Below are 12,594 nucleotides of genomic sequence, written 5' to 3' on the forward strand. Positions count from 1 at the left end.
TTGGTCTGCTCGGACAGTTGCTGCGCCGTTCGACTCCACGAACGGCAGGCGTCACCACGGCGGGCGGTAGCCGGTGGTGATCCGGTCGCCGGTGTGCCGCCACTTCGGCTCCTTGTCGACCGTGCCGGCCGTGATGCTCCGCAGCCTGCGGATCACCGCCCCGTACACACCGCTGGCGGTGCTGGAGACCTTGCCCCCGGGCGGCTCGTCCATGAACGGCATGAACTTGTCGGGGAAGCCCGGCATCGTGCAGGCGATGCAGATGCCGCCGACGTTCGGACAGCCGCCGACGCCGTTCATCCAGCCGCGCTTGGGTACGTTGCACTTCACCACCGGCCCCCAGCAGCCCAGCTTCACCAGGCACTTGGGCGAGTCGTAGGTGGTGGCGAACTGGCCCTGCTCGTAGTAGCCCGCCCGGTCGCAGCCCTCGTGCACGGTCGCGCCGAACAGCCAGGTCGGGCGCAGCTTGTCGTCCAGCGGAATCATCGGCGCGGAGCCGACCGCCTGGTACAGCAGGTACGTCAGGGTCTCCGCGAAGTTGTCCGGCTGGATCGGGCAGCCCGGCACGCACACGATCGGGATGCCGGCGGAGGACTTCCAGTCCCAGCCGAGGTAGTCCGGCAGGCCCATCGCGCCCGTCGGGTTCCCCGCCATCGCGTGGATGCCGCCGTACGTGGCACACGTGCCGATCGCGACCACGGCCAGCGCCTTCGGGGCGAGCCGGTCGATCCACTCGCTCGTGGTGATGGGCTGGCCGGTCTCCGGGTTGTCGCCGAAGCCGCACCAGTAGCCCTCCTGCTTGATCGCCTCGTTGGGGATCGACCCCTCGACGACCAGCACGAACGGGTCGATCTCACCCCGCTCGCCCTTGAAGAACCACTCGATGAAGGTGTCCGCGCCGCCCACCGGGCCGCACTCGAAGTCGATCAGCGGCCAGTGCACGGCGATCTTCGGCAGCCCTGGCAGCCCGGCCAGGGCGATCTCCTCGATGCTGGGCTGCATGGCGGCGGTCAGCGCCACCGAGTCGCCGTCGCAGCTCAGCCCCGCGTTGATCCAGAGGATGTGGATCGGCTTCTCGTCGCTGCCCGGGGCAGCACTCTGCTCTGCGGCCGGGGCCGGCGTCTGTGCGGTCATGGGGTCGCCTCCTGGGGAGGGATGGGACAGGGCCGTCGAGCGGGCCCTCGTTCTTGCTCAAGAGTCGGACGGCGCCGCCACTCGCGCACCCGAGCCGTCCCCGGACGGCGCCGGAACTGCCTCCTTGCGGACGAACGCCCGTCGCAGAGCGTGATAGGGCGCGCCCGGGTCGTCGAAGATCCGCCGCATGCGCGCAAGCTCCTGTTCCCGGTACGCGGCAAGCGGTCGCGCGGCCTCGCGCCGCTCGTGCTCGGCCTTCTTCGCCGCGATCCGCAGCCCCGGTCCGGGACCGGCCGCCGCCCGAACCGCCAATCGGGTGATCTCAGCGGCGAACTCCTCCGGCGCGCAGTCAACGACGCGGTCGACCAGGCCCAGATTCAGGGCCGCGCCCGCCGAAACGGGTCGGGCGTCCGCCAGCAGCCGGTCGGCCGCGGCCCGGCCCACCTTCCGGGGCAGCGTGTACGTCCAGTACTCCGACCCGTACAGCCCCATGCGGCGGTAGTGCGGGTTGAGGACGCTCCCGGAGCGGCACCAGACCTCGTCGGCGGCGAGCGCGAGCATCACCCCGCCGGCCGCGGCGTTGCCCCCGACCGCGCTGACCACGAGCCGGTCGGTGGTCGTGAGAACGGCCTCGACCAGGTCGTCCATGGCGTTGATGTTGGCCCAGGACTCGGCCGCGGGATCGGCGGCGGCCTCGATGACGTTCAGGTGGATGCCGTTGGAGAAGAAGTCCCGCTGCCCGCCGAGCACCAGCACGGAGGTCGGGCGCTCACAGGCCGCCCGGTAGGCGGCCAGCAGGCGGCGGCAGTGGTCGGTGCCCATCGCCCCGCCGGGGAACGCGAAGGACAGCACGCCGACGGGGCCGTCCTCCCGGTACCGGATGTCGGACCACGTCCGGCCGGCTGCCGGTGCTTGGTCCTGGGCCGTCGGGTCGGCCGCGGTCGGGTCGGCCGCGGTCGGGTCGATCACGGTCAGGTCGATCACGGTCAGGTCGGGGAGGTCCGGCAGCCGGCCGACGAGGGCCAGTACGGCCGGGAGCTTGACGGCACGCCCCTCCCCCGGCGCCGTGCAGGCCCGCAGTTCGGGGATCCACACCGCTCCGTCCACGGTCGCCCGGCAGATCGCGCCGGCGCGGGTCGCCAACAGGTCACCCGGGCACCCGCGCAGTCCGTCCTCCGGATGCCCGCCGTGCAGGAACCACTCGGCCCCGAGCAGTTCGTCGCGCACGCCGGGCTGGGAGTCCGCGGCCCGGAGCGTACGCAGGACGGCCGCGGTGTCGTCCTCGTGCCAGTGGATGCGGCGGTGCCCCTGCCGGACGACGGGACGGAACCGTGCCGTACCCGTCTGGGGAGCCGGCGGCTCCCCGGCCGCGATGCGCTCGACGGCCAGGTGGACGGCGGCCATCGCCGCGTCGGCCAGTTCGTTGCGGTACAGGTCGCTCTTGCCGACCGCCGGGACGGAGAAGGTCGCGGTCGCCCAGACGTCGCCCGCATCCAGTTCCTCCGCCGCCTGCAGCACGGTGACACCCCACTCCGCGACGCCGTCGAGCAGCGCGTGGTCCAGGGACGAAGGCCCGCGGTCACCGACAGGCCCGGGGTGCACGATCAGACAGGGCAGCGCGCTCCACACGTCCCGCGGGACCACCGCCTTCAGCAGCGGGGCGACGACCAGCTCCGGACAGTGCCGCTCGACGGCCGCCCGGATCGCGGCCCCGTCCCGGGTGACCTCCACCCACAGGTGGTGACCGCGGTCCGTCAGCTCCGCACGGACGCGCTGGGTCAGGCTGTTGTCGCTGTGCGCGACGAGCAGGATCCGCATGGCAGACCTTCCGTGGTGGGGAGCCGGTGCCCGACTGGACGGCGATGTCCTCCGGGCAGCGATCGTCGGACACCCTCACCCCGCACCGCCGGACGGCGTCCCGCACCTCACCCGTTCGAGACCACCCGACCCGCCACCTGGCCCCTCGGCACGCCCCCGGAAGCGGGGGTGTGGAGGCGGCGGGATCGGACAGACGCGAGGCGACAGCTCCCCGTTGTGAGGATCGGGCACCATGACCGCCAAGAAGCAGGCAGCACACCCCACCACGTCGACCTCCACGTCCACGTCCACGTCCACGTCCACGTCCACGGGCGAGGAACGGGCCGGTCACCACGGCTGGTCGGGCGACGTCGACGCCGAACACCAGGAACCGAACGAGAGCGCCCACCGCTCCTTCCACCCAGACACCTACGCCCCGAAGCCGGGCCCCGGCCGCAGGCCCGCCCCCGAGGAGCACCGCGACGTGCCCGGGGACACCGTGCACAGCGACAGCAGCCGCGGCGAGGATCAGGGCCCGTCCCGGCACCGCCGTGACCTCGGCCCGCAGGGGAAGTCCGGCCGCCCGGCGGGCCGGCACACCCAGGAGGAGTACACCGGCGTCGACCCCCAGGAGCCGGACGGCCCCGCAGCGGACCACTGAGCCCCATGGCTGAGGCTGACTACTGGAGCCGGCGGCCGGCTTCAGTGGCCGGCTTCAGGCCGTCGCCCGGCGGACCCGGTAGTTCCAGCGGGTGAGCGACCGGACGACGGTCGCGGCGCCGATGGGGTTCGCACTGTGCACGTAGACCGTGCCGACGTCGAACGGCCGCCCGCTGAAGGCTGCCTCCTCCAGGACGGTCACCACGGGCATGATGCTGTCGTCGCCGCCGAGATCGTGGTCGAGCCAGAGCTCGTCGATGAAGCCGTCGCGGTACTCCTGCAGCAGCTCGACGCCCGCACGGCTGGTCCGGGCGATCCGGGTGGCCCGGGGCAGCGGGCGCAGGTCGTCGATGCCGAGGATCACGGGCGTCGCCCCGGAGACGTTCTGCTTCATCTGATCATCATCACAGTCAGGCGTGACGCTCCGCGGGGAATTTCCGGCGATACGAGACCACTGCAACTGCCCTGACCACCGCCGTCCGCCACGTACGCCTGCGCCACCGCACCGAGGGCGCCTGGGCCGAGCAGTACGACGCGGGTCGGCGGCGCAGCCGACTGCTCCGGCTCTACGGCCGGGACGGTGACCGCGACCAGGCTCGGTGGGGCGGGTCCGAGGGGGCTGTCCACCCTCCGAATATCCGTTGACCAGCGGGAGTTCGGGTCAGCACACTGGCGCAGTGATCGTCGCGCCCGGCGCACGGACGTCCCCCCGAACGGAGATCCCGCCCATGTCCTTCCCCCTCCACGCCCCGCTGGTGGAAGGAACCCTTGTCCGCCTCGAACCGCTCGGCCACCAGCACGCGGAGGACCTCGCACGGGCCGCCGAGGAGGAGCGCGACTCCTTCGGGTTCACCGTGGTGCCGAGGGCGGACGAGATCGCGGGCTACCTCGACGCCCACCTCGCCCGGGTCGACGCCGGCCGGCTGGCTCCGTACGCCCAGGTGGACCGGGAGAGCGGCCGGGCCGTCGGCGTCACCTCGTTCTGGGATCCGCGCCCCTGGCCGTCCGGCGAAGGGCTGGCCGCCGTCGAGATCGGCTGGACCTGGCTGGCGGCCTCCGCCCAGGGCACCGGGATCAACGCCGAGGCCAAGTACCTGTTGTTCCGGCACGCCTTCGAGGTCTGGCAGGTACCCCGCGTCGACCTCAAGACCGATGCCCGCAACGCCCGTTCACGCGCCGCGATCGCCGCCACCGGCGCCACCTTCGAGGGCGTGCTGCGCCGCTGGTCACCGTCGTGGGCCCCCGGCGAGACCGGCCGGCTCCGCGATTCGGCGATGTTCTCGATCATCGCCGAGGAGTGGCCGGAGCGCCGTACCGTCCTGGAACAGCGCATCGCCCGCGCGGTCGAACGGCGGCGCGAAGCCGCGGCGCGCTGACGATTCGCGCGGCCGGGTACCGCGCGGGCGATGCTGCCGACCGGATCGTCGAACCGGTTCTCGCCGCCGTGTCCCTTCGATAGGTGGCCGAAGCCCGGTCGGCCCTGCCGGCTGCCGACCGGGCATGCGTCCGACGTGAGCGCCGCCGGTTCAGGGCTGCATCAGGCGCTGGAAGTATCCGCTGATCTGGGCCTGGTCGGCGATCAGCGGGAGGGTGTCGAAGAACAGCTCCCACTCCCCGTCGGGACCGAACCGCTCGACGATGCCGAACGGCACCTCCCGGACCGTCTCGACCCCGTCCTTGACCGTCTTGACCACGGCCGTGCCGTGCCACTCCACGTACGTCATGGTCCGGCCGAAGGCGATCTGGCCCGAGGCGAACCGGAAGTCGGCCCGCTCGAAGAGCCGCTTCAGGTAGGCGGTCCTGCCGTCGGTGGTGGCCAGCGGGGTGGTGAGGCCGGGACCGGCGAGGCGGGCGTTGCCCATCCGGCCGACCAGCGCCGCGACGTCCTCACCGTTCCAGGCGGCCAGGCGGGCGGTGATCTCGTCGGCCCGGAACCGCTCGGGACCACGCCCTCGGGTCGGCGCGGCGGCGCCGGCCGGGTCGGCGACGCCGTCGAAGAGCGGGCGCAGCTCGGGGGTCACCGCCTTCACCAGCTCGTGGCGGTCGTAGTAGCGGCGCGCCTGGATGGTCCTGCCGTCGTCACCGAGGACGTTGCGGGCGATCTGCGGGTAGGCGATCCGGGTGCCCTTGACGGTGGCCTCGTTCCACTGCCCGAACATCATCACCGCACCGTCGGCGACCACCTCGGTGCCGCGGTAGCGGAAGTCGGGGACGAGGCGGAGCGAGCCGGTGATCGAGGTACCGATCGTGGCCGTCCCGCGCTGCGGCGCGGAGCCGGCCTCCCAGAGAGTGGCCGACTCGTCGAAGATGTCGAGGTAGGCCCGGACCCGGGGGTGGGTGAGGTCGCCGGGCGCCGGCGGGGTGCCGGTCGGGATCTCACCGAAGGCGATCTGGCGCTTGATGAACGCGCAGGCGTTGGGGGTGAGCCGGCCCTCCAGCCGCTCCAGCTTCCCTTCCACCTCGGCGCACTCGGCGACCCTGCCGACGGCTGCCGCATCGCCGGTCCCGGCGCTGGCGGTGACCGTGCTGCACGCAACCGCGGTGGCCGTCGCCGCTGCTGCGAACAGGGTGGCGCCGGTACGGGCGACGGGCCGGCGGGTGGCGTGCTGAAATGCCGTCATGACGCTGTCCTCTTCCAGGGTCGTCGGCGCCGCGATGCGGGGCCTCCGCCGGGGTTCCCGGCGGCGGTGATCACCTTGCCGGGACCCGGACCGGGCGTCGATTACCTCGGAGGTCATGCCCGCCAGGAGCCGCTGCGGCCCGGGCCGGCAGCGGCGTCAGTGGAAGACGATGGCATGGCCCTCGGCGAGGCTCGCGACGCAGGCCCGGTGGAGCTGGCGCCAGGCGTAGCGCTCGCTCTCGAACGGCACGTCGGGGGCGTCCAGGGAGTGGGCGTCCGCCGCTTCGGGGTCGAGGCCGATCGACGGTGCGATGACGGCGAGTTCGGCGAGCAGGCGCTGGCTGGAGCCGACCATCCCGGCGCCCGCGACGTTCGCCTCCATCGGCAGGAAGAGCGGGTCGGTGAAGTCGACGGGCACGTAGTAGCCGGCGTTGTCGGCGTGGCAGAGCAGGTGGGAGGAGAGCATCGAGGTCTCGTCCCGGATCCGCTCGCAGTCGCGCTCGTACTCGCTGGAGCTGACCGCCGCAGCGGGCGTGACGGGCTCGCCGAGGGTGGTGAGCACCAGGATGCGGCGCAGCTGGGTCAGGTAGCCGTAGGGGAAGCCGCCGGAGAAGGCGGGCAACGGCGGCTGGTCGGTGACCTCGGGCTCCTGCCAGGTGATGCCCTGGGCGTCGAGCTCCCGGCCGAGGCGGGCGAAGGCGTTGCGGTGGTACTCGTACCCCTCGGGGTCGTTGCGCACCTGGTCGTGGAGGAAGCCAACGGAAATGGAAAGTCCCATGGCCGCAGAGCGTAGGGGTGGGCACCGACATCGCGGTCGGCCGGCCCGGCGGAGGAACTGTTCGGCGCTCGCGTGGGTGCGCGTACCGGTGGACCACGCCGGCCGGCTGCTCCATGTGCTCACCTACTGCGAGGGCATGGGCATGTCGCTGAAGCGCTACCCCCATGCGGCTGCCGTCCTGAGCGCTCATGTGCAGCACCTCGCGCGGCTCGGCCCGTCTGCGGAGCGGGTCTGCCGTGCCGCGCTGCTCGCGGCGAGCCTGGGTGACCCGCCGCACCAGTCCTCGAACGGCCCGGCCGAGCAGTGGGGTTCCCATCGCGCCGCCTACCTGGCCCTGCTCGACCGGGAGGAGTGGATCCGGGCGGCCCGAGCGGGCCTGGAAGCCGGTGATGCCCAACTGCTGTGGCTTGCTGAGGACCTGGCCGGGCGCCTGGGGCTGCGGGCCTTCGACGGTCGTACGCCGCAGCGGAGTTGACCGGAGCAGGGAGTCGAGGTGGTAGCCACTTCGGACGGCACGAGCCCACCGGTACCCGGCTCCACGGAAATCCTGGCGACCGGGGTTCCCCGCTCGTGGCAGACTCCGCAGATCACGGCTACGGAGGGGGCAGGGGTGCAGGCGAGCGATTCGGAGCGGGAACCGGACGAGCACGTGCGGTTCGCCCGGTACTGCGCGGAGTTGGAGGCGGTCGCCGATCCGGAGGCCGCCGCGTTGGTCGTCCGGGTGCTCGGCGATCCGGACGGACCCATGGCGAGCAGTGCCGTCGGCCGGTACCTCGACCGGAGGGCCGCCGAGTTGCTGACGGACCCCGCCTACCCGGACTGGCACCGGTCCGTGGTCGGCGCCGTCGCGGTGCACGACTTCACCGCCCGGCGCCTGCGCGAGTGGACGCTGCTGCGCTCGATCGCCCTCGACGAGCCGTGGAAAGCCGAGGACCTGCTCGCGTCCACCGACTGGCTCCAGTTGCGCGCCGCCGGCACGTCACCGGTCGGCCCCGTGCTCACGGTCCTGGCCGAACAGGGGCGGACCCGGCGCATCCGCAACCTCGCCGCGTCCCGGCTGGCCCGCAAGCCGGTCTCCGACCGGTGCGGCACCGCCCGCCGGTCAGAAGCGGGCAGCATCCCGGCGGGCCGTCGGGCGTCCGGGCCGGGGGGCAGACGCACCGGCGCCGGCACCGACGCCTACGATCACGGAATGACGGATCCCCGGTACCCCGCCAAGCCCCGCCCCGGTGACCGGGTCGCGGTGCTGTCGCCCTCGTCCGGCCTGCCCGGCCTGCTGCCCCTGCCGTTCGAGCTGGGTCTGCGCAGGCTGCGGGAGGAGTTCGGGCTGGAGGTCGTCGAGTACCCGGCGACCCGGACGATGGGGTCGACGCCCGAGGCCCGAGCCGCGGACCTCCACGCGGCGTTCGCCGACCCCGACATCAAGGCCGTGATCGCCAGTATCGGCGGCGACGACCAGATCACCGTGCTGCCCCACCTGGACCGCGAACTCCTGCGCGCCAACCCCAAGCCGTTCTTCGGCTACAGCGACAACACCAACCTGCTGCTGTTCCTGCGCAGCCTGGGCATCGTCGGCTTCCACGGCGGCTCGGTGATGGTCGAGCTCGGCCGGCCCGGCGCGCTGAACCCGCTGACCGCCGATTCCCTGCGCGCGGCGCTGTTCACGTCGGGCCCGTACGAGCTGACGGCGTCCACCGCCTCCGGTGACGTCGACCGCCCCTGGGACGACCCGCAGACCTTCGCCTCCGCGCCCGTGCTGGAACCCGTCGACGGCTGGTGGTGGCACAACGCCGACCGGGTGGTCGACGGGCTCGGCTGGGGCGGCAACCTGGAGATCCTCTCGCGGCTGGTGAAGGCCGACCCCGCCGTGCTGCCGATCGACGCCGACACCGGCACCGGCGATGTGCTCTTCCTGGAGACCTCCGAGGAGATGCCCGGCGCCGACGAGGTCCACGGCATGCTGCGGGACCTCGGCGAACGCGGGCTGCTGGAGCGGTTCCCCGCGCTGCTGACGGCCCGGGCCAAGAGCTGGTCGTTCGAGAAGCCGCTCGCCGCCGAGGAGAAGGCAAGCTTCCGTCGCGCGCAGCGCGAGGCCGTCCTGAGGGCACTCGGCGAGTACGCCCCGGCCACGATGGCGGTGTTCGACGTCGACTTCGGTCACACCGATCCCCAGCTCGTCCTGCCCGTCGGTGGACGGATCCGGGTGGACGGTCCGGCCCGGCGGATCACCGTCACGTACTGAGCCGGTCCGGTCCGCGGGGCCCGGTGCCGTGCGGGAGGCCCGGTACCGCCGTCGGGGTGCCGGGCTCACGCGGTCGGCGAGCCCTGGCCGCTCTCGCGGTCGAGGAGGTGGCGGATACAGCGGTCCCAGTCGATGCGGCTGCCCTCGGAACCGAGCGGGACGGCCCGGTAGGTGCGGCCGAGGAAGTCGGCGACGTCGGCGGTGGGCACGAGCAGCAGGGCCACACCGTTGCCGGACTGGTCGGCGAGGGCGACGTACAGGTGGTCCCGGTCGGCCGGGGCTACGTGCACCTCGCCCTCGCCGCAACCACCGACCAGACCCACCGCGAGCAGCTCGCGGCCGAACACCCAGGACACCGGCTCCTGTTCGGCGGGGAACAGCAGCCGGACCGCGTACGGGTCGGCGCTGTCGAACGCCAACTGCGCGGGCACGGACAGGAAGGACTGCGGTCCGGTCTGCAGCCGCATCGTCGTCCCGGCGGTGATCATGTCCATTCCTCGGTCTCCTCTTCGTCGCGGTCGGCACCCCGTGTGCCCCGAAACTCCGGTACTACACCGGTCGTTGGCGCTCGGCACCGGAACTTGCCGGACCCGTCCCCGCGGACTGCTCACGTGGTAACGCGGGCGTTCCGGGCGCGGCGCCCGCAGCAGGCGGGATCGCGGCGCGTCCGTCATGGGGTTCGGCGTGGGCACCGATCCGCAGGGCGCGCTCCAGCTCGTCGATCCGCTCGGCCACGTCCTGTGCCGGGCCCGGGACGCCGCCGCTCGGGCGGGCCAGGAGCAGCGAGGCCACCGCGCGCTTCAGGGCGAGGGCCGGCGCTGCGACCACCCAGCCGGCGCCGGTGAGCAGGGCGATCGCCTCGACCTGGGGGCGCTCCCGCCGTTCGAAGTCGGCGAGGGCGCCCCGGGGGCCCTGTTCGGCGGAGGTGGCGTCGAGGAATCTGGCCCGGCCCCGGTGGAACACCAGTCGGGTGGTCAGGGCCGCCCCGAGGAGGTACGCGCCGAGCCCAGCCAACAACACCCACAGCATGGATCGCTCCCTTCGCCGGTGACCGCCCGGTGACGGCGGGCGTCCGTGTGCCCCCGAACCACGCCTCCGTAACCGGTCACGGGCCGGACGGCGTACGGACGGATACGAAGGAAGAAGCGCAATGGAGGGCATGGAACGGGCGGAACCGGGCACGCGGCCGTCAGAGCTGATCGGGCCCGGCGCACCGCCGGCCCGTACGACGGAAGGAGAAGGGCATGGCCAAGGACGACGCCATCTGGGAGTTCCGCAACGCCTCCGGCCACACGGCCGGCACCGACCTCGTCGGGTTCCACGTCGAGGCCGAGGACGGCCACATCGGCAAGGTGGACGAGCTGTCCGAGAAGGTGGGCGCGCAGTACCTGGTGGTGGACACCGGCCCGTGGATCTTCGGCAAGCGGGTACTACTGCCGGCCGGCACCGTGGTCCGCATCGAGCCCGGCGAACAGAAGGTGTTCGTCGACCGGACGAAGGAAGAGATCAAGAACGGCCCCGAGCTCACCGTCGGTCCGTCCGAGCAGGAACTCGACGCCCGCAGCCGGTACGAGCTCTACTACGGCCCGTTCTACAGCGGCCGCCTGATGTGACGGCACGCGGTCGCCCGTGAACGCCGGGGCCGACGGGAGCAATTCCCGTCGGCCCCGGCGCCGTTGGCGCGGCCCCCTATCACGAGGTGGGCGGTTCCGCCCACCTCAGGGGCGTGGGAGCTCAGGGTGTCGGCGGTGGTGTGACCGGCAGACGACGAGGAGCTCCAGCACGCTTCGTGGGACGGAGCGGCGGGACTCGTCCGGCCCGCCACTGCGCTGGTTCCGGGCTCCGGTGATCACTGGGACGCGTGCCGCGCAGCCGCTTGAACGCCACGCTCAGCGCGAAGGCGTTGGCGTAGCCCACCTCCCTTGCGACCGTGCCCACCGTGTGGTCGGTCTCCCGCAGCAGGTCCGCAGCCAAGGTGATCCGCCAGTCCGCGAGGTAGGCCATCGGTGGTTCGCCGACCAGCGCGGTGAACCGCCGGGCGAGCGCGGCCCGCGACACCCCAACCTCGGCCGCCAGGTCCGCCACCGTCCACGGCCGGGCGGGTGCGTCGTGCAGGAGCCGCAGCGCGGTACCCACGACCGGGTCGTCCAGTGCGCGGCACCAGGCCGGGGCATCGGCCTCTGGGTTGTCGAACCAGCTGCGCAGCGCGGAGACCAGCATCAGGTCCAGCAGCCGGTCCAGCACCATCTGCTGTCCCGGTCGGTCTCTGGCGACCTCCTCGGCCACCATCTCCACCGACGGGTAGGGGCTGCCCTCGGCCCTCACCACCAGCACGGCGGGCAGGGCCTGCAGCAATCGGTTGCTGAGCTCTCCCCTGCGCTCGAAGGCCCCGCTGACCAGCACGGCAGCCCCCTCGGCCGGCGTTCCGCAGGTCCGGGCGGGCCCGGAGGGGTGCTCGACTCCCTCGGCTCCTGGGCAGTAGTCGGCGCTGGTCACCGCCAGCGAGGGTGTGGTCGCGGGGTCGTCGGCGACCGTGTAGGGCGCGTCGCCGCGGATGACGGCGATGTCGCCGATGCCGATGGGCACCGGCTCGTGCCGGTCGGGAACGATCCAGGCCCGGCCGCGCAGCATCGTGGCCAGCGTCAGCGGGGCGCCACTGGCCATCCGCAGGGCCCAGGGCGGTCGCATGACCGTCTGCCGGAAGACGGCGCCACGCGCCCGTACCTCGGCCAGCATCTCCGACACGGCGTCCACGCCCTCAGCGTATACGCCTGGACATCAAGTGGAGCTTCCCAGCCATGGATCGTCTCGGCGCCGGCCGGTTGACTGGCGTCATGTCTGAACATCCGATTCTTGTCACCGGCGCAACCGGTAAGTCCGGCCGCCGCGTCGTCAGCCAACTGCGGGCCAAGGGGCTGCCGGTGCGCGCGGCGGCCCGCAACGGCGAGCACATCTTCGACTGGACCGACAGTGGCACCTGGGATGCCGCCCTGGAGGGCGTGCGGTCCATCTACGTCGTGCAGTTGGACGGCACGAAGCTCGTTCGCCCGTTCATCGAGCGGGCGGTGCAGCAGGGGGTGCGGCGGATCGTGTTGGCCTCGGGGCGCGGGATCGACAATCCGGACTACGCGAAGGACAGCAGCGGTGTCTTCGAGGGCATCGTCGACAGTGAGGCCGCCGTGCGGGAGAGTGGTCTGGAGTGGACGATCAGCAGGCCGGGCTGGTTCGCGCAGAACTTCAGTGAGGGCTTCTTCGCCGATGCCGTCCGCGCCGGTGAGCTGCGGCTGCCCGCCGGCGATGGGGCGGCCAGCTTCGTCGATGCCGAGGACATCGCCGCCGTGGTGGTCGCCGCGCTGACCGAGG

14 protein-coding genes are annotated in these 12,594 nt (G+C 72.6%); 6 read left to right on the plus strand and 8 right to left on the minus strand.

What is annotated here, in order from left to right:
* Nucleotides 1-51: 51 nt before the first annotated feature.
* Entirely contained in the window at nt 52-1,134 is a 1,083-nt protein-coding gene (locus ACWGB8_RS08865) for an NADH-quinone oxidoreductase subunit B family protein (protein WP_452211648.1), read from the minus strand.
* A gap of 57 nt (nt 1,135-1,191) precedes the next feature.
* The gene (locus ACWGB8_RS08870) at nt 1,192-2,952 is read right to left on the minus strand and encodes an enoyl-CoA hydratase-related protein (RefSeq protein WP_452211649.1); all 1,761 of its coding nucleotides are present in this window, start codon (nt 2,950-2,952) and stop codon (nt 1,192-1,194) included.
* 232 nt (nt 2,953-3,184) lie between these two features.
* On the opposite strand from ACWGB8_RS08870, the gene ACWGB8_RS08875 reads away from it, so the two are divergent.
* The gene (locus ACWGB8_RS08875) at nt 3,185-3,592 is read left to right on the plus strand and encodes a hypothetical protein (protein WP_452211651.1); all 408 of its coding nucleotides are present in this window, start codon (nt 3,185-3,187) and stop codon (nt 3,590-3,592) included.
* A 54-nt stretch (nt 3,593-3,646) separates the two neighbouring features.
* On the opposite strand, the gene ACWGB8_RS08880 is transcribed toward ACWGB8_RS08875, so the two are convergent.
* Entirely contained in the window at nt 3,647-3,985 is a 339-nt protein-coding gene (locus tag ACWGB8_RS08880; protein WP_452211653.1) for a cyclic-phosphate processing receiver domain-containing protein, read from the minus strand.
* A gap of 334 nt (nt 3,986-4,319) precedes the next feature.
* Between ACWGB8_RS08880 and ACWGB8_RS08885 the strand changes: the two genes are divergently transcribed.
* On the plus strand, nt 4,320-4,967 hold the full coding sequence (locus ACWGB8_RS08885) for a GNAT family N-acetyltransferase (protein WP_452211655.1): 648 nt from the start codon (nt 4,320-4,322) through the stop codon (nt 4,965-4,967).
* 150 nt (nt 4,968-5,117) lie between these two features.
* Here ACWGB8_RS08885 and ACWGB8_RS08890 read toward each other — a convergent pair whose 3' ends face one another.
* A complete protein-coding gene (locus ACWGB8_RS08890) occupies nt 5,118-6,212 on the minus strand; it encodes a hypothetical protein (RefSeq protein ID WP_452211657.1) in 1,095 nt (364 codons plus the stop codon).
* Nucleotides 6,213-6,368: 156 nt separating this feature from the next.
* Nucleotides 6,369-6,989: a hypothetical protein gene (locus ACWGB8_RS08895; RefSeq protein ID WP_452211659.1), complete on the minus strand. Its 621-nt coding sequence runs from the start codon at nt 6,987-6,989 to the stop codon at nt 6,369-6,371.
* 76 nt (nt 6,990-7,065) lie between these two features.
* Here ACWGB8_RS08895 and ACWGB8_RS08900 point away from each other — a divergent pair, with 76 nt between their 5' ends.
* Complete coding sequence (locus ACWGB8_RS08900) at nt 7,066-7,464, plus strand: hypothetical protein (protein WP_452211661.1); 399 nt, start codon at nt 7,066-7,068, stop codon at nt 7,462-7,464.
* A gap of 717 nt (nt 7,465-8,181) precedes the next feature.
* Complete coding sequence (locus ACWGB8_RS08905; RefSeq protein ID WP_452211673.1) at nt 8,182-9,231, plus strand: S66 family peptidase; 1,050 nt, start codon at nt 8,182-8,184, stop codon at nt 9,229-9,231.
* A 65-nt stretch (nt 9,232-9,296) separates the two neighbouring features.
* Here the strand turns inward: ACWGB8_RS08905 and ACWGB8_RS08910 are convergent, their stop codons facing one another.
* The gene (locus ACWGB8_RS08910) at nt 9,297-9,725 is read right to left on the minus strand and encodes an SsgA family sporulation/cell division regulator (RefSeq protein ID WP_452211663.1); all 429 of its coding nucleotides are present in this window, start codon (nt 9,723-9,725) and stop codon (nt 9,297-9,299) included.
* Between the two features lie 55 nt (nt 9,726-9,780).
* Nucleotides 9,781-10,260, minus strand: a complete 480-nt coding sequence (locus ACWGB8_RS08915; protein ID WP_452211665.1) for a hypothetical protein — start codon at nt 10,258-10,260, stop codon at nt 9,781-9,783.
* A gap of 215 nt (nt 10,261-10,475) precedes the next feature.
* Here ACWGB8_RS08915 and ACWGB8_RS08920 point away from each other — a divergent pair, with 215 nt between their 5' ends.
* Nucleotides 10,476-10,844, plus strand: a complete 369-nt coding sequence (locus tag ACWGB8_RS08920; RefSeq protein WP_452211667.1) for a PRC-barrel domain-containing protein — start codon at nt 10,476-10,478, stop codon at nt 10,842-10,844.
* 121 nt (nt 10,845-10,965) lie between these two features.
* Here ACWGB8_RS08920 and ACWGB8_RS08925 read toward each other — a convergent pair whose 3' ends face one another.
* A complete protein-coding gene (locus ACWGB8_RS08925; RefSeq protein WP_452211669.1) occupies nt 10,966-11,985 on the minus strand; it encodes an AraC family transcriptional regulator in 1,020 nt (339 codons plus the stop codon).
* 44 nt (nt 11,986-12,029) lie between these two features.
* Between ACWGB8_RS08925 and ACWGB8_RS08930 the strand changes: the two genes are divergently transcribed.
* The coding region (locus tag ACWGB8_RS08930; protein WP_452211671.1) for an SDR family oxidoreductase at nt 12,030-12,594 on the plus strand (565 nt) is incomplete at its 3' end.

It is taken from the genome of Kitasatospora sp. NPDC054939, from assembly GCF_053610105.1.